The organism is Mycolicibacterium elephantis DSM 44368, from assembly GCF_004014805.1.
GTDB classification, from domain to species: domain Bacteria; phylum Actinomycetota; class Actinomycetes; order Mycobacteriales; family Mycobacteriaceae; genus Mycobacterium; species Mycobacterium elephantis.
This window is the reverse complement of sequence record NZ_ATDN01000007.1, coordinates 1-18,085: the sequence shown is the minus strand read 5'-3', so window position 1 is coordinate 18,085 and position 18,085 is coordinate 1. Positions and strand designations below refer to the sequence as shown.

Genomic DNA, 18,085 nt, shown 5'->3' with positions numbered 1-18,085 from the left:
CATGAGCAAGCTGATTGAGTACGACGAAACCGCACGTCGCGCACTGGAAGCGGGCGTAGACAAGCTCGCCGACGCGGTGCGCGTGACGCTGGGGCCGCGGGGCAGGCACGTGGTGCTCGCCAAGGCGTTCGGCGGGCCGCAGGTCACCAACGACGGCGTGACGATCGCCCGTGAAATCGACCTCGAGGATCCGTTCGAAAACCTCGGCGCGCAGCTGCTGAAGTCGGTGGCCACCAAGACCAACGACGTGACCGGCGACGGCACCACCACCGCGACGGTGCTGGCGCAGGCGCTCGTCAAGGGCGGACTGCGCAACGTCGCCGCGGGCGCCAACCCGATGGCGCTCGGCGTCGGCATCTCCAAGGCCGCCGACGCGGTGTCCGAGGCACTGCTGGCATCGGCGACGCCGGTCACCGACAAGCAGGGCATCGCCCAGGTCGCCACCGTCTCGTCACGCGACGAGGAGATCGGTGAGATGGTCGGCGAGGCGATGACCAAGGTGGGCCACGACGGCGTCGTCACCGTCGAAGAGTCCTCGACGCTGAACACCGAGCTTGAGATCACGGAGGGCGTCGGCTTCGACAAGGGCTTCATCTCGGCCTACTTCATCACCGACTTCGACGCGCAGCAGGCGGTCCTCGAGGACGCGTTGGTGCTGCTGCACCGCGAGAAGATCAGCTCGCTGCCTGATCTGCTGCCGCTGCTGGAGAAGGTCGCCGAGGCCGGCAAGCCGCTGCTGATCGTCGCCGAAGACGTTGAGGGCGAGGCGCTGTCGACGTTGGTGGTCAACGCCATCCGCAAGACGCTGAAGGCCGTGGCGGTCAAGGCGCCGTTCTTCGGTGACCGCCGCAAGGCGTTCCTCGAGGATCTCGCGATCGTCACCGGCGGGCAGGTGGTCAACCCCGACGTCGGCCTGGTGCTGCGTGAGGTCGGCCTCGAGGTGCTGGGCACCGCGCGGCGCGTCGTCGTCGACAAGGACAGCACGGTGATCGTCGACGGCGGCGGGACCAAGGAGGCCATCGAGGCGCGCGCCCAGCAGCTGAAGGCCGAGATCGAGACCAGCGACTCGGACTGGGACCGCGAGAAGCTCGAGGAGCGACTGGCCAAGCTGGCCGGCGGCGTCGCGGTGATCAAGGTCGGTGCGGCCACCGAGACCGCGCTCAAGGAGCGCAAGGAAAGCGTCGAGGACGCGGTCGCCGCGGCCAAGGCGGCGGTCGAGGAAGGCATCATCGCCGGCGGCGGCTCGGCGCTGGTGCGTGCTCGTGCGGCCACCGACAAGCTGCGGGACAGCCTGGAGGGCGACGAGCGGCTCGGGGTCGAGCTGTTCGCGTCGGCGTTGTCGGCGCCGCTGCAGTGGATCGCCACCAACGCCGGGCTCGACGGTTCGGTCGTGGTGAGCAAGGTCCTGGAACTTCCTGAGGGACAGGGCTTCAACGCCGCGACGCTGACCTACGGCGACCTCGCGGCCGACGGCATCGTGGATCCGGTCAAGGTGACCCGCTCGGCGCTGATGAACGCGGCCTCGGTCGCTCGGATGGTGCTCACCACCGAGACGGCGGTTGTGGAGAAAGTAAGCCAGGAAGAGGATGACCACGGTGGCCACGGCCACCACCATGGTCACGCTCACTAAATAAATCTGCGGTCAGGGCACCCTCGGCCACGCCCGGCCGAGGGTGCCTTTCATCTATGGCGGCGATTGATTCAGCGCAAGGTGGCACCGTGCCCTCGGCGAGGTGGTCGATGGAGTATTGATTGTCGAGGATTCCAACCCGCCTATCCGACCTTAGCCAGAGATCTCGATTCTCACGCCTGTGGGCGGATTGCTACGAGGTATGGCATTGCCAAGCAGCATCTCGACCAACTTTCGCGCTTCGGTCTCCAGGTCACGGAGTTGAACAGGTGGCAGGTATCCGTCGTGGACTAGCGTGCTTCGCGCGTTGTAGACATCCTTGGCTCTGCGCTGCAGAGATTTTCGTTCGTCTTCGCTGGCGTCTGCAAGATTGGCGAACAGGTCGGCAATCTGCGCGCCGATCGAGTTATCCTTGAGCCGATTGACTTGTCCGCTAAGTGAATTAAGCGCTTTGTGGTCGTCTGAGCCTTTGTCGTACTTGGCCATCTCGCTCTTCAGTTGGTCGTTCCACTGGCTGACGAGATTTAACGCAACCTGCTCTTTTGGGGACGCCTCGGCCAAAGCTTCCATCGTGATTATCAAGAGGAGAAACCGGACGCGTGCTTGTCGTTCGTTGAAATGGGCTGCATAGAGCTCCAACGCAGTTCGATACTTCTCGCCCTTTGAGGGATCAATCAGGAATCGCACGATGTCGTGGAGTGAATGCGCTAGTTCGTGGGCGTCCAGGTCCTGACGGTCTTGAATCCATATCGAACGCACAAAGGTTGCGGTGGCTGTGTCGCCATCGCCCAACTGCCTGATCTGGAAGGGCAACGCCGGAATCAAGAAATCGCGAAAACGTAGATTGAGCAGCCCCATGATCTGGAAGGCGGTGTCCTGAAGCGCTCCCTTCAACTCCGCCCGAAGGACACCTTCGAACTCGAAGTCGAGAATGATGTCCAGCTCGCCGCGCCTCGCATGCCGAGGCGGCGCAGTCAAAAGCGGTACTTGCTCGGTCGGCGTCTTCAAGAAGAACTCACCCACCTGGTACAGATCTCGGAGTCGGTCATCGGGAAGTTCAGGGCCCCGGTCGGTCTGCTCGGGGACGAACTTCGAAGGATCGGATCTCGGCACGTACGCGCTTAGGACCACGTTCACCGTTAAGGGTGAGTCGGCACCGTAATTGATCGGCACACCGGCAAGCTCGGCCGAGAGGTTTTCGGGCCACGAGTGCCACGTCTGGCACCGAAGGATCGCGTCCCACTTGGTAACTGTCACGAAAGCAACCTATTACGCCGAGCAGCAGAACAAGCTGAGCGGTCGATCCTGGCCTGCAGGATGACAAAGCCAACTACCTGCGACCATCCGGCATGTCCAGCGATCGTACGACTGTCCGACAGTGGCAATGATTGGCAGCTGCCCGCCTGTGCCCCGGCGCCATGTGACTGACTGACCACCTTTGAGCCGAGCCCATAGGGGAAGGAGCAGCGCACCCAGCCGTTCGCGGACCGAAGTCTCGTGTTCACCGGCGCTATCTCAGGTCTGCGTGAGCCACAAATGCTCGGCGAATCAGCGGTTGGCAGATGGAGCATTGACAACCGGTTTTCACTTCGATACAACTGAAACTATGAAAAGCGACGGCCATCTAGTGGCAACAGAAAGTCATGCAAGTGCGTAGCAAGGGGCTCAAGCAGCGAAAAGTTCACCTTGTGGACCTCGAGAATGTGGTCGGGAGCGGCCACGTGACGGAATTGAGCGCTCGTCAAGCCCGTGCTGGTTACCTGGCTTCTGGCTTGGTGGCGCCTGGCGATCTCGTTGTGGTCGGTGTCAGCCATCACAACGTGCTCGCGGCGGGCTTCGGCTGGGCCGATGCCCGCCGTGTCGCTCGATCCGGCTCCGACGGCGCCGATCTTGCGTTGCAGGAGGTAATGGCGACCGAGAACCTTTTCCAACGCTTCAGTTCCGCCATCATCGTGACCGGCGACGGCGGGTTCGCCTCTCCGGTCGCCAGGTTAATCGGTCGTGGCCTGACGGTAGGTGTGGTCGCACCGCGGGGCCGCTTGTCTGCCGCGCTCAAGCTGGCCGCCTCGGTCAGCTGTGAGATCGATTTCTCCCGCAGCATCCACACCCCGTGGAGTGCGTGATGGGAACGCCTACTACCCGCATGACCGTCAGTGATATCGCGGAGCTTGCCGGCGTCCAACGTGCCACCGTCAGCAACTGGCAGCGGCGCCATGAGGAGTTTCCCAAACCGCTCCCGGATTCGGCGCCTGGACGACCGCAATTTGATGCGACGGCTGTCCGCGCGTGGCTCACGAACCGGTATCCGGAGAAGGTGGCTAGTACCAGTCGGACCGCCGACCTCATGCGGAATTGGCGGTACACGGTCAACCACGTGCAGTGTGACGACGCGACAGATCCCATCACGCTGCTCATCGCGGCCGTCGAGGGTGAACACATCACCTACTGGGAAGGTAACGATGAGCGCTACCCGGTTGGTATCAGCGTGCGCGACCTCGATACGACGATCTTTGCAACTAGGTCGCAAGCAGATGCCATACGGCATTTTCTAGAGGTTGAGCTCAATGGCGTTGAGAGAGCGGAGCTTATCGAAGTCGCGGCGCAGGAGTTCGATGACCTGGGTCGGTGGCGGCGCAATCCGGACGCCATTGCCGCGGAGCAGAATCTACACAACCTTCTAGCCGGGCTCGTCCATGAGGAATCGAAAACCGTTCTCGACTTCGCGTGTGGTACTGGGGCACTGCTGGCGGCGACCACCAAACACGTGCCGAAGGCCAATTTGCATGGGATGGAGCCAGATCTCATCGCGTCGTTCATCGCTGACGCCCGGACCGTCGCCGACATAGAAGAAGTCGACATCCTCGAAGTGGATGCGCTCGCTGGGCGCACCTTCGACGCGGTGGTCAGCATTCCGCCGTTCGGCCGCCGGGTCGACACGATCAAAAACGAACGGATGCACCGGCTTCCATTCGGCCCTGTCCGGGGCTCAGCGGATGCGGCCTGGCCGCAGCTCGCAGTGCAGGCTTTGACACCCGAGGGTGAGGCGTTCCTTGTGCTACCGCACTCCGTCTCCATCGACGACCGTGTCGACCACGTCCGCCGTGAACTCATCCGCCAGGGCGTGCTTGCAGCAGTGGTGACGTTGCCCGCAAACGCGCACCCGTCGAGCAAGGTGTTATCAGACCTCTGGGTCCTCACTCGCCGACGCGAACGCGGTGCCGCCGTTCTGATGGTCGATTACTCATTGGTGGACCCAGCCGACGCGACCGCCTTCGTGACACTCAGGCGCGAGTTGAGCGACTGGCTTGATGGCGGGCCGTCGCCAACTTCAGACGATGGTGAATTTCACTTCTACATGGTTGATGCCAGCTATGTGGACGTCGTCCCCATAGAGCTGCTTGGGCCAACAGTGATCCTTGATCCGCAGTACTGGTGCGCTCGCGCCGGGACGCCAACCTCGGCGGACGAACTCATCTCGGTCGTCTATGAAAAAACGGCAGCGCTCGCCGATTCTTCCGTCGCTATCATCGGAGCTGAGGCGCCGGACCCTAACCTTTCACCCGACCGGCTACCGATGATCACCGTTCGTGATGCACGCGACCGAGAATTGCTCGAGATCGTGCGCCGTACAGCAGCATCCAAGGAACTTCCCACACTGAAAGTTGCAGATGCGGAGGCGATGCGACGCGGCGATTATGCGGAAACGGATGCATCCGAACGCGACCACGGTGGTCAGCTGCCGGCGAGCGCGGTGCGCGAAGGCGACGTACTCGTGTGGGCGTCAAGCGACCGTCAGATTCGCGCTGTTAAGAGCACCACGGGCGGTGTCGTTCCGTCGAGCATGATCACCGTTCTGCGCTGTGGCCCTGAACTGGACCCGGATTACGTCGCGCTTGCGATAGCTGCCGGAGTCAATGCTGTGCACGCTACGGGCTCAACAATCCCAACACTGCGTTCGTTAGACCTGACGCTGCCCTTGGTGTCGACTCATCGACAGCGCGAGATTGCTGATCTGGTGCGAACTGCTCGCGAACTCGCGCAGGCCGCCCGCCGCATCGTTAACGCGGCCGATGCATTTGAGCAAGCACTCGCGGATGCGGTCGGATCCGGCGCAGTCGCAATCGACATGGACACGGGCGATCAGTGAGGGTGCTCTCTGCGATCGGCACGCACGACCGGCGTATCCCGATGACCATCCCGCAAACAACCCGTATTGTCGGACTCCCTGCCTACGCTAGTTGCATGGTGGTCTCGGCAACTGCAGCCTCAAAGGCTGAGTGTGACAGTCCCACAGCCACGATTGTGCAATGCGACGGCGGCATGACTCGGTCGATGACACGTTGCCTGGGCGATGTATTGCCGGGGGGAGTCCGCGCTTGACCCTGTCGGCTGCCAGCGATGCATCACTGATCGACGTCCTTCTGTGTCAGACGTGGGATTCAGGACTGGACGGGCTGGCCTCCAGCACGTTCACCGACGGCGGCGTGTCCGTGCCTGTCTCTCCGGTCGATCAACTGCTATTTGCATTCTGCCGTCGTGTCATTCGCGACTTCCCGGCCGGAAGCGTTGCCGTCATTCAGCTGCCACGCGCTCGCCACCGGGTGGCGCTCACGTTGACGATCTGCATGCACCTGCTGCGACTGAAAGAGCAGCTGCTTGACGGGCCCGTCGTCCTCGCCGCGCTGGACGTCGACATGACCGAGCAGCTGCGGACGCTGCGGATGCGTAACTACAGCAGCATCTCGTTGGCGCGGGACAACCCGCTGTCGGCGCAACGGCTCACCCGCAGCGGGGAGCTGGCTCCGGTGGTTGGCTCGACGACCGGGCTGACCAACAGCTCCCTCGTCTACTTCAACACCCGCGTTGGCAACCCAACGCTGCTGTCCAACAGGCCGCTCGTCATCATCGACGCGACCTCGATCGCCAACCCGAACAGCCGCGCACGCGCGCTGACTTGGGCCTCGGAACACTCGGCCATAGCAACGATTGTCGTCGGCGACATCGGCGACGAGTCCTTGGTGCAGACCGCGGCAGCAGCTGGCCATGCGCCGCTTGTATTTCCGGTAACCGAGGCCGAAGTGACCGCGCTGGTTCACGAGCTCAACCGCCAGGACCCTAGTGACAGTCCTCTCTCGAGCATGTGGATGCTTTGGCAGAGGGGTGCGCCGCCGCTGACCATCCAACGTGCCGGCGACGATGATGTTAATGGCGCGATCGCCCGCGCTTTCCAATGCTTGGCAGCGCGGCCTAGTGGGCCCATGCCGCTGGCGCTTGACTACCCGACGAAGTTGCTTAACGCCGGCACACGTTTGGCGGCGACGGTGCCTGACTATCGCAGGGCCTGCGCTTTGTCCACCCGGGCTGGGGAGGGCCCGGGGGGTCTGCGGCAGGTGCTCAAGCGTCTGGATTTCACCGGGCCCGGGCAGTGGCATTCCTGGGGTGTCGCCCGCTGGGGCGAGCTCAAGATGGCCGTTGACACCTTGTGGCGGCAGCTCGACGAGTGCAATCCGAAACTTTCCTTGCTGTGGGAGATGCTTGACCGGGCGGACCGTCGTGAGGTCGGCCAGATCTTGGTTCGATGTCATAGCAAGGCGGCAGCCGCGGCTACTAAGGACACGCTAACCGGCGAAGACCGAACCGACGCGCAGGTCGCGCTCTGGGAGAGGATCGGCGCCAGGGTCGACGTCACCACGTTCGCGACGCGGTACCCGCCAGCACACGCCGACCTCCAGATCCTTACCGGCAATCCACCGCCGTGGCATTTCTCGCTGCTGTTCAGCGGCGAGGCGGCCGCAACCTGGATGCTCGCATACGACGCTGAACACGCTGCCGTTCGCCGACAGTTGCGCCGCTGGGAAGGCGGCGTTGATGCGTGGCGCCGCAAAACGTTCCGAGCGCTCGGCGTCTCGGAGCCAGCGCCTGCAGTCAACCCGGCAGTTGACGTCGAGGCTATGGCTACAGTCGATGATCTACCTGGATTGCGCTTACCCGGATTGTCGATCGTCGATGTCCTCGACCGTGCCAGCGCCGCCATCGATGCGCCGTCGATAATCGGCGAGGCGCCCAGTGGATGGCAGGCCTCCGGCAGCTCTCGCAGCTGCGTTCCCGTCGAGCTCGACGACGGCCGCACGTGGTGGGCGCGCAACGAGGTGGACAATGATGGCGATCTCGCGACGCCTGTCCTGGTCATCACCGCTGGCGGCCAGAAGCACCTTCCCTTGCGCGAGGTCGCGCGCGGTGACGTAATCATCGTTCCGGCCGGCGACGGTACCGAATCAGTGCATGCACGCCTAGTCGCGGTCAGCCACACCAACGACGAAGTCGCAGCGCTCGATGCGATGCTGGAGCAGTTCCGGAGCGCCGCACGAAAGGTGCTGCACGCCAACGGCACGCAGCGGGCAGCGATCAACAGGGTCCGCGATGCCGGGGGGAGCGCCGCGCGTCAACTTAGCAAATGGGCTAGTGGCGAGACGATCGCACCGCGGTCGCCAGGTGACATTGCCGCCGTATTCCGTGCCGCGCAGCAACCCGTGCCCGATCTGCGGTTGCTGGACAGTGTCGCCGGGACCTTGCGTACCCTGCACCGCGATCTGGGCTACTTCGTTACTGCTCTGGCCTCGGGCCGTTCCGACGACGCCGTCGTACGGCTTCGGAGGCTGATCGGCGACAGCGCTGACGAGCTTCTCGATGAGTTCATTGCCGCGGAGGTCATCGATGTCGGCCGCCCAAGAAGCGTGCCCGCCAACCTTGCAGGCCGGCTGCGTTGATCGAAGGCGCCGGTACTTGTCAGGACGAAGGCGTAGCCTCAATTACGAGCCGCAGCAGTGCGGTGCACAACTCAATAGTCCTTCTCTACCCCTTGGGGTTGGGCCGGCCCGCCTGCGGCGTCGGTGTCCAACCGAATTTCCCTTCACTTCAAAGGACATCAAGAGTATGAACGCCACCGGTGGCTTCGGCAGCCCCATTCCTCCCGCTGGTAACCAGCAGCGCCCCGCGAACCGCGATGAACAGATTCTCGTCCACCACGTCCTTGATGGCTTGGTGGAAGCTCTGACCGACCGACTTGGCGGCGACCATCCTTTCCCTTGGTCTCCGGAACAGAAGGTCCGCGTCGGCGTGCTGGGCGTCACGATCGCCACGCCGCCGCCGGCGGCGCAGGCGGCGCCGCCCACTGGGAGCGGCTCGCCAGCCGGAAACGACGCCGGTGACGCACCGCCAGCCAGTCCGCCACCCGTAGAGAACCGCGGCGTGATCGGCTTGGACTTTGTTGTGGACGGCACGCCGGCATCCGTCGATCTCACCGTCGAGGTCGACTACGCCCTTTACCATCAGCTGCTGCCTAACTTCGCCGACGTGTCGGCGGAGGCCGCGCGACGGGCGGCGGCGACTGGGGCGAACCCGCGGCGTCGGCCCACGGTTCCTCTCAACCCGACTTGGCGGCGCGATCAGCGGCACGTGACTGTGTCCATGTCGGTGCCCGTGACCGGCGACGAGCGCACCGTCATGAGTAGCGATTTGGCGACCGGCTGCCCGCTGGCCACCGACGCGTCGAGAGCAGTCGACGATCACTATGCCGGCCCAACCGCCCTTCGAAAACTCACTAATAACCAAACGCTTCCGGTTGCCGCTGCGATGAGCACAGAAGCCGCATTCCACCAGGCCGTGGCAGCCCGTCGCGACGCGACATGGACACCGATGGCTCCCGTGCCACGGCTGACCGTCACGACGCTCCCAACCGTTGACGGGAACACCGCGGTATCGGTGTCGATCACCAACGCCCTAGTTCTTGCCGCGCGTGATCTTCAAGACCTGTCCCTGTACGACACCAAGATGGCGGTGACCGTCGACTCGCCTGCGCTGCGTCCACAAAAGCTCGGCTTCGCAGACGACGATTGCCGCTACGCCCGCATCGCTACGGTCGTGGGACGAGGACGTGGGTGTGTCGCTCGCGCGGGAGGCACGGCGAACACCTTGATCGCCGAGACTCTCCCGGTCCACATCCAGCGCGATGCCAATTCCGCCGCACCGGTTGACATTTCGTTCAGCAACCTCGCGGCAAACTGGGTCACCACGCTGCCAGCGCTGGGCGCGGAGATGCGAGCGTTTCACCGTGGATGGGACTTCGGCGCAGCCAAGAACGCCGACGACCGACGGCACATCGAAAGGCTACGCGACCAGTTCGAAGTCGAGGTGCAGCGTTTCGAGCTGGGCTTGGACCTGCTGCGAGCCGATCCGAACCTGGCGCGCGCATTCGAGCTCACCAATAATGCCTTCGCCGCATCGCGCGGTCCGGTCGCCCAATGGCGGCTCTTTCAGCTCGTTTTTATCGTCTCCGAGCTCGGCGCTCTGGCTGGCCGCGAGAACCCGACTCACCCGCGCCTTCGCGAGGAACTCGACGCCGTCGACGTGCTGTGGTTTCCGACCGGCGGCGGTAAAACTGAGGCCTACCTCGGCCTGATCGTGGTCGGCCTCTTCTACGACCGACTGCGTGCAAAGGAGCGGGGAATCAGCGCGTGGTTGCTGTTCCCGTTGCGAATGTTGTCCGTACAACAGCTGTCTCGTGTGAACGAGATCCTCCATCACGCCGAAGTGCTCCGCGAATCTGAGAATGTCGGAGGAGACCCCTTCACGCTCGGCTACTTCGTCGGCTCAGGCAACACACCTAACCGCCTCGCCTACCCCGACGCCAACGGCTGGTGGCCCGGCCTGACCGAGTTCGCACGCTGGTCCGAGGTCGACCGGGATGCCAAGCGCCTCGTCGGCGCTTGCCCAAATTGTGGCAATAACAACAGCATTGGCCTGGATTGCGACCTCACCGACCAACGGCTACACCACGTATGCCGCGCCTGCGCTCACAAGTTGGCCATCCATGCCAGCGACGACGAGGTGACGCGCTACCAATCCTCGGTCATCGTGTCGACGGTCGACAAGATCTGCGCGTTCGCTCGCAACGGCCAGCTCACTGCAATCAACCGCGGACCACGCGCAAGGTGTCCGCAGCACGGCTGGTACACGCATAAAGCCTGCATCGCCAAGGACTGCAATACCGATCCGGCAACGCACACCGCGCCCACCGGCTTCAAGGACCCCACCCCCGCGCTGTGGGTCCAGGACGAACTGCACCTGGTCCGAGAAGAGCTCGGAGTATTCGCCGCTCAGTATCACACCCTGCTGGCTGAGCTCGCCCGCGGCGCTGGAAACGAACCCCCCAAGGTTATTGCTGCCACCGCCACCATCGAACAGTTCGAAGACCAGCTCTCCCAGGTGTACGGCCGCCGCCCTCGAATGTTCCCTACCGGGGGCGGCACGCTGGAGCGATCCTTCTACACCATGGTCACCGACGACGTGCGCCGCATTTATCTCGGCGTGCTCCCCTCCGGAGGAGGCACGGTCAAAGTCGACCTCGCCGGGGCAGTGACAGCGCGGATCATCGAGCACGTCCACCGCCTCACCGATGACCCAACTCCGCTGCTGGCCGCGATGGCCGCTGCCGGGGTCACGCGCACGGCCGCCGAGGCAAGGTCGATGCTGTTCGACTACGAATTGTCCCTTGCCTACGTGAATTCCAAGGCTCACGGTGTCGCAATCCTCGACGACCTCAACCGCCTGTCGGAGAGATTCATCAACGGCGGCACCGACCGGGTGAAGGCCGAGTATGTCACCGGCGAGACGTCACTGGGCGAGCTCGCCGCGATCATCGCTGCTGTCCAGGACTGCGATACCGCGATCAGCCGAGCGGACCGCATCAGGGGCTTGGTTGGTACATCGGTCGTGTCGCACGGCGTGGACCTCGACCGGCTGAACTTCGAGATTCTCGCGGGTATGCCGCCGTCCTACGCTCAGTACATTCAAGCGACGGCACGGGCTGGCCGAAGTCACGTCGGGTTGGTCATCGACATTTTTGACCGGGCCAACCGCCGCGAGACTTCGATGTATCAAAGCTTTCTCACCACCCACTCTGCGCTGGAGCGCATGGTGGAGCCGGTCCCGGTGAACCGATTCGCCAGCCGCGCGATCGAGCGAACCCTGCCGGGCGTCGTCTGCGCGCTGCTGTGGGACGAGACACGCGACGCCCACTGGGGGACCGAAGAGGACATCAACACCACCCGCCGATTCCGCGAGTGGTGGAACGCCCGGGCCGCGCAATTTCGGCCACAGCTCACCGATCGGATCGCCCGTGCGTATCGGTGCCCAGTGCCCGACCCGGCCATGTCAGCAGACGAGCAGCGACTCGTAGACGACGCGCTACGTCGCTGGGATCAGATCGAACTGCCTCGCATCCAGCAATGGCAGTCTGACTGGCTTACCGGACTCTTCAGCAGCCCCGTCATGAACAGCCTGCGTGATGTCGACCCCCCAGCCGAGTTCCGGGGCGGCAGCCACGCCCAACAGGTCATCTCCCGCCTCTACCCCTGAGAGGACTCCAAACATGCAGCGCTCAATGACCCAGGTCCTGTACCGCTATCTTCCCGACGCCGTTTTCTCTCATGAAGACGGCTTCTACGCCCGTGTCCACCATGTCAGCGGGGGCCGCGTCAGCGACATCAACCGGATGGTTCTCTTGGACCAGCTCACAGAGGAGATCAACCGCTGGCGTCCCGACCAGGTTGGCATCCCGAATCCGCGAACGAACCCAGATGAATACGTGATCCTGAAGCCCGAGGAGGTCGTGTGGGACGTCTACCCACTGACCTTCGAGTGCACCAACTCCAATTGCGGTCGCATCACGCGGTGGTGGCGTCAGGACAGGCTGGTCAGTGACACCAACGCCAGCGGCAGGCTGCGCTGCCCGAACTGCTCCTCAAGGATGCGCCAGCTGCGATACCTGACCGCCCACAACTGCGGCGCGATGGAGCCGCTGCACACCCCGAGCTGCACGACCTGTGGAAACGCCGCGAACATGTACCTGGAAGACCTCGGCTCGTTTCGCGCATCATCGTGGCGCTGCCGTACCTGTGGTAGCGCGATTAGCACGCGCTTCACGCCCTGTAACTGCGGCGATTACGCACGCGGCGGTGGACAGCCCTACCGCCAGGGCTACACCGCCCGGGACCAGCGCCTGTGGTACCCGCAGACCCTCACTATTCTGAACATCTCTGCCAACCAGACCTATGACAACCTGCAACGACACAACGACCGCGGTGTCGCGGCATTGGCGTCGTGGCTCGGCGATCAGCAGAACCTCGCCGTTTCGCTTACCGAGCTCGACCGGCCTGCGACGAGCCCGCGCCAATCGCCAGAGCAGTGGGCCGAGACCGAAAAGCGCCTGAGGGCAAGCGGTCTGGACGAGGACACCATCGCCAATGTCCGCTCACTGCAGGGGCCGGCAACAGCCGGAACTGCGGCGATCACGGCAGGTGTCAGCCGAGATGTCATTGAGATGGCGCGCGAGCTGCCCATGGTGGAGCGCGCCGGGTTGTTCGACACCAACGTCATCGACGATCGCCGTAGCTTCGCCGACGTCGCCGCCAACGCCTCGGGTACCGGGGCGGTCGCCGGGGTATCGGCGGCCTCAATGACGATGGCGGCCTTGGGCATCGAGGACATCTCCGTAACTCAGCGCTTCCCGATCGTGGTCGCCAGCTACGGTTACACGCGCGCGGCGCGAGAACCGGGCCACGCACACCTACGCACGTACGCGACCGCGCGCCAGTACAACAACAGAACCCCCATCTTCGCCGTCCCTGCGAATACCGAGGCGCTGTTGATCACGTTCGACGCGCGGGTAATCCTCGGTTTCTTGCACCATCAGGCCCTGTGGGCGGGCATAGTCCCGGCCAGTGCCCGCGACGCCAGGATCGCGCTCGCCGAGATCTTGGCCGTCGACCTCGAAGTTGGTGGAGAAGGCGCTGCCGGGGTTGTCCGTCGCTTGGTGCACTCGGCGTCGCATGCGTTGCTTCGCGCCCTCGACGACGGTCAGAGCGGGTTCGGCGAGTCCAGCCTCGCGGAATGGATCGTGCCCAACGCGCTGACAACGGCTGTCTATGTGGCGTCCTACGCCGACTTCACCCTCGGAGCGTTCGATACCGTACAGCGCCGCCGCATCGGGCCCTGGCTTAACCGGGCTGCGGATGCGATCGACCACTGTGACAACGACCCGCTGTGCTCGCAAACCTCGCCGCTCCGACAACATGCCGCGTGTGATCGCTGCCTGCACCTGTCCTTCGGATGTCGGACCTGGAATGCCGACCTCGACCGTAAGCTGTTGCGCCGCTTCTGGTTATGGACTCGTCAGCAGGCCGCGACGCCGTGACCGGCCTGGTCGCTCTTGTACCCGTTGCAGAACTGCTCGCGGATGCCGTCGGCAGTCGCCAGGGTGCGGTCCGCGTTGCGACGCAGATCCTCGACGAGGGTACGGCGGCACTGCCGCGGAGGAACGACAACCTCGTCTACGCCGCCCGCAGGAACCTGGTGACGACCGGGGTCGTCACCAATAGCGGCGTGCCAGTGCTCCACCGAGCAGCCGAGTTGGTCATTGTCTGCGAAATCCTGGCCGCAAGTACCTTGCCCAACAGCGCTCCAGCGCCAGAGCCTCGGTTGGTGCTCTCTGCCCCACCCGGTACCGCGCCAGTTGCCGATCTGGAACGCCTCGATGGCCTTGTGCTTGACGTCATCCGGCAAGCGACCGGCACTCTGCACCTCGGCGGAGCCTTCTGGAACGAAGAAGGCTTCGAACGCCTCGACGAAGTGTTGCTCCCAGCGCTCAACGTACGTGCAGTGACCGCCGTGGTCTACGCAAACAGCCCGTCCGAGGAGTCCTACCGTAGATCCCTGAAGGAACGCCTCGATCCGCTTCTCGCGACCGGGCACGCCGGTGTGCGGTGGTTCAGCGGTCCTCGTCCGACCATGCTTCACGCCAAGTTCGTTATCGCCGACCGACGGCTTGGCTACCTAGGCACCGCAAACCTCACATCATGGGGTTTCCAGGGCCACATCGAAGCCGGCGTCCAGCTGACTGCGGGCCAAGCCGAACGGTTCGTTATATTCCTCGAGCACCTTGAGGCCGCCGGGGTGTTCGTGACGACGCCCCCGGCGTAGCCGAGCAGAACCGTCGGCCGTGTCGGGCATAGTAGAGGGAATGACCGATCCATCTGCCAGCCATCGCAGCGTGCTCCGTCACCTAAAAGTGAGCACTGTTAGTGCGGCGGCGGGTGCAGAAGCACGTTCCAGGCAAACGGCACTGCCGCCGATCACCACCTATCGGTGGTGGGCGCGTCGTACAGAAGCCGTGACCGGAGCGCTAATCGACGCTGCCAACATCGATATGCCGGGTCGGCTCGTAGTGGCCGACCCGTTCACCGGCGGGGGTGTTATCGCTCTGGCCGCGCTGCTCCGTGGTCACCGCGTATACGCCCAGGACATCAATCTCTGGGCAGCCCAAAGCCTTACAACGATGCTGTCGCTTCCGCAGGCTAGCCGTCTCGAGCCTGCTACCGACCGCCTCCGCGCACACGTGGCAGGCATGCTTGAGAACGCATACGCGACGACTTTCGAGGACGGGACCCCGGCGATGGTCGCGCACACCCTCCGGGTTGCGCTGGTTACCTGTCCGCGCTGCGCCGATCTCACGCGGCTCTTCCCATCGGCGCTCGTCAGCCTCACTGAACGCATCGACAGGGGCGGAAACTGGGGCTGGTTGGCCTGTCCCTCCGGGCACCTTCTGCAGGGCCGCGCGGATCGGCGTACGCGGTGCTGGACGTGCAATCGACTGACTGATCCCTCAGCGCGCTACACGACCGGGCGCCGGTTCGATTGTCGCTGCGGCTATTCCGGCCGTATCTGTGAAGCAGGAGCAATACGATGGGAACCTGTTCTCGTCGAACGCACCGTGGCTGGCCGCCGCGAAATCGGCCTGCCCTCGAAGCGAGAGCTCGCCGCGGCGGCGGATGCCTCGTGGCCGGGCCAACCGCGACTCCCAGCGATCTCCAGCGGCACGGAAACCAATGTGCTGCGCCGCTATGGCATGACGCGATGGGACCACGTCATGCCGCGTCGCCAGCATGCCGTGATTAATGAGCTCATCGCCGCGATCGACTCCGCATCTGCCGGCGACAGCGCCGTCGGCGCGGTCCTTCATGCGGCAGTACTCGGCTCCGTCGAAATGGCCGGCTACCTATCGCGGTGGGATCCGCGGTACCTCAAGTCTTACGAAGCGGTAGCCAACCACCGGTACAACATCACCACTCTGTCCGCCGAGCCCAACGTCTGGGGCGCGCAGCAATCTGGACGCGGCACCGTAGGCCGACGCCTTGACCATCTGGCCAAGGCGGGGAATTGGTATGCGGAACGCCTCGGGCGAACACCCAAAATCGTGGGGCCTCTACCCGCAACACAAAGACGCTCGAGCGGGCCCGGTGCTGCCGACGTTCGAGTGGTCGTGGGTTCGAGCACACGGATTCTCGCCGCCGATAACTCAATCGACCTGGTATGTACAGATCCGCCGTACCACGACGATGTGCAGTACGGTGAGCTCTCCGAGATTTTTCGAGCGTGGGCTGGCCTCGACTCCTCACGGCTCGAAGGCGAGGCGGTTGTTTGCAACGACCTCGTCAACACAGCCAACTATGAGGCGATTCTCGAACGGGCCTTTAGCGAAATGCGACGTGCCCTAAAACCGGACGGCCACCTCGTTCTGTCCTACGCGAACCGGGAATCGACGGCGTGGGCGGCGCTTTTCGGCGCCCTGCAAGCCGCAGGGTTCACAACTGTCGGCTACCAAGTGGTCCATGCCGAGAACGACACCAGCCACGCGAAGGTGAACCGACGCGCGTGCAATCTCGACGTGATCCTCGATCTCGTCGTCATGGACGGGCGCACGGTCAAGCGATTCGCCCCACGCACTGCGCCGAAGGGGCCTGAGGATGACTTCTGTCGGATGCTAGGCAGATTCGCACTGCGAATTGGTCGTCTGGACGGCGCCTGGCGAGAAGAGTTGCAGCGCTGTGTATCCGCACACCCTTTTGTGGAAAGGAACCTTCCGAATCGTGACGCCAGAAGGTCTGACTCGAATTCAGTACCTTCCTGGTGACGGCCAACATTGTGCTCAGGTAGTTCGTCGGCCCGAAGTCAGCTCGGTATCGGCGCAGCGATCTGACCGACTCTCGTCACAGGCGAGATCTACCGCGAGACAGTCCGAACCCGCCATCACGAGCTCGACCTGTATGCAGACAACGTTCTGATCAGCCTAGTGGCCCGCCCTTAAATATGATCGAATTAATCTGTGGCACTTAATAGTCCGCTTACTGATCGTCAGATCGACGTCCTTCGCTGGGTCAGCGAAGGGTGCCCAGACGGGCGTTGGACGAACTTCACATACAAGATGACCGCTGCCGCCCTGGAATGGCGTGGCCTCGTGACGTTGTCGAAACGTGGTGGCGTGTGGGCGGCGGTAATCACGCCCGCGGGAACGCATTATTTGGTGAATGGAAACTTCCCCGTAGGACACCGGCTCCACCGAACCCGCACGCCAGCAATAAGAGTCAACGAGTCCGGTCCAACCCCGCCTGTCGCTCGGCCATCTAAGATGCCCGCCAAACCGAAGCCGACGCATCGCTTGGTGTCGGACATCGTCGCGGCGGGCGGGGTACTGGAGCGGGACGTAACAGACGACGTGACGAATTATCGGCACCTGGTTGCGATTATCAACCGCCGGCGGATGGCACCGGACGACCAGCAGGTGATCCTGCATGAATGGCTAAAGCCGGGATCCGTGGTCTTAAGAGTGTCCGGGGTAAGTAGGGACTGGAGGAGTGGATCGCTGCCGCAGCGGGTTTCCAAGTGGCATCCGGTTGTGGAGCAGCTCAAGTCCGAAAAGCGTCTCGATGACCACATCAGTGCATCTCTTCGACCCCGGGCGCTGAGGCTTTTGCAGGCGCTTGTACTTGAAGCCACCGTGCGCGGCCATGCGGTGCGGTTGTCGAGGGCACCGAGCCAATACGACTACGGTGAGCAAACAGGCGGCATTGTCGGCTGCATCTTGTTCTAAGTGGGCGGCGTGCGTTGCGCCCTATCCATCGCGGAACCACATGATCGGGTTCCGCACACTTCGACTGAAAATGAACTCGCAAAGGCAAAGCGCGACAAGTGGTTTCGTATTCCATGTCATGATTACGTGAGGTCCGGCAGGTTGCAACTCACCGTGGCGACGGACAGTGGCTATAGCACGAAAGTCCGATGGGCAGATGCGGATGCGCTCAAGTTGGAGTCACGGATCTGCGATGTAATGCCGATGTACGAGCGATGGGCCGCCCTTGATGCGGAGCGCAAAGCGGCCGAGCGACAACGTCAAATTGCCGCGCAAGAGCGCCGGGCCCGCGAAGATGAACTGGCAGCCGCCGCGTACAAAGAACACGCGCTCAACGATCGCCTAGAAGCTGATTTGAACGACTGGGAGCTCGTCGGTCGCGGTCACGTCCCGTGGAGTGGTGTAAGAGCGGTCGCGTGTCCGCGTGTGGC

Annotated in this window: 10 protein-coding genes and 1 pseudogene; 10 read left to right on the top strand and 1 reads right to left on the bottom strand. The window is 63.5% G+C overall.

Annotation, left to right across the window (positions count from 1 at the left end; all coding sequences use genetic code 11):
• Window position 1 precedes the first annotated feature (1 nt).
• Window positions 2-1,630, top strand: coding sequence for a chaperonin GroEL (gene groL, locus MELE44368_RS06480; RefSeq protein WP_128107760.1), 1,629 nt, complete (start codon window positions 2-4; stop codon window positions 1,628-1,630).
• Between the two features lie 153 nt (window positions 1,631-1,783).
• Here groL and MELE44368_RS06475 read toward each other — a convergent pair whose 3' ends face one another.
• Window positions 1,784-2,887, bottom strand: a complete 1,104-nt coding sequence (locus MELE44368_RS06475) for a HEPN domain-containing protein (RefSeq protein ID WP_128107759.1) — start codon at window positions 2,885-2,887, stop codon at window positions 1,784-1,786.
• Between the two features lie 431 nt (window positions 2,888-3,318).
• Here MELE44368_RS06475 and MELE44368_RS06470 point away from each other — a divergent pair, with 431 nt between their 5' ends.
• The 9 genes and pseudogenes from MELE44368_RS06470 to MELE44368_RS26870 form a co-directional block, all read left to right on the top strand.
• A complete protein-coding gene (locus tag MELE44368_RS06470) occupies window positions 3,319-3,753 on the top strand; it encodes a PIN domain-containing protein (protein WP_164890042.1) in 435 nt (144 codons plus the stop codon).
• A 20-nt stretch (window positions 3,754-3,773) separates the two neighbouring features.
• Entirely contained in the window at window positions 3,774-5,777 is a 2,004-nt protein-coding gene (locus MELE44368_RS06465; RefSeq protein WP_164890041.1) for an N-6 DNA methylase, read from the top strand.
• Window positions 5,778-6,006: 229 nt separating this feature from the next.
• Complete coding sequence (locus tag MELE44368_RS06460) at window positions 6,007-8,397, top strand: DISARM anti-phage system protein DrmE domain-containing protein (protein ID WP_128107756.1); 2,391 nt, start codon at window positions 6,007-6,009, stop codon at window positions 8,395-8,397.
• Window positions 8,398-8,563: 166 nt separating this feature from the next.
• A complete protein-coding gene (locus MELE44368_RS06455) occupies window positions 8,564-12,046 on the top strand; it encodes a DEAD/DEAH box helicase (protein WP_164890040.1) in 3,483 nt (1,160 codons plus the stop codon).
• A 25-nt stretch (window positions 12,047-12,071) separates the two neighbouring features.
• Window positions 12,072-13,883, top strand: a complete 1,812-nt coding sequence (locus MELE44368_RS06450; protein ID WP_128107754.1) for a hypothetical protein — start codon at window positions 12,072-12,074, stop codon at window positions 13,881-13,883.
• Entirely contained in the window at window positions 13,880-14,668 is a 789-nt protein-coding gene (locus MELE44368_RS06445) for a phospholipase D-like domain-containing protein (protein WP_164890039.1), read from the top strand. Before MELE44368_RS06450 ends, MELE44368_RS06445 begins: the two co-directional genes overlap by 4 nt.
• A gap of 40 nt (window positions 14,669-14,708) precedes the next feature.
• Complete coding sequence (locus MELE44368_RS06440; protein WP_128107752.1) at window positions 14,709-16,658, top strand: hypothetical protein; 1,950 nt, start codon at window positions 14,709-14,711, stop codon at window positions 16,656-16,658.
• Between the two features lie 528 nt (window positions 16,659-17,186).
• A complete protein-coding gene (locus MELE44368_RS06435; protein WP_128107751.1) occupies window positions 17,187-17,615 on the top strand; it encodes a hypothetical protein in 429 nt (142 codons plus the stop codon).
• 141 nt (window positions 17,616-17,756) lie between these two features.
• Window positions 17,757-18,085: pseudogene (locus tag MELE44368_RS26870) on the top strand (hypothetical protein); the annotation flags it as partial.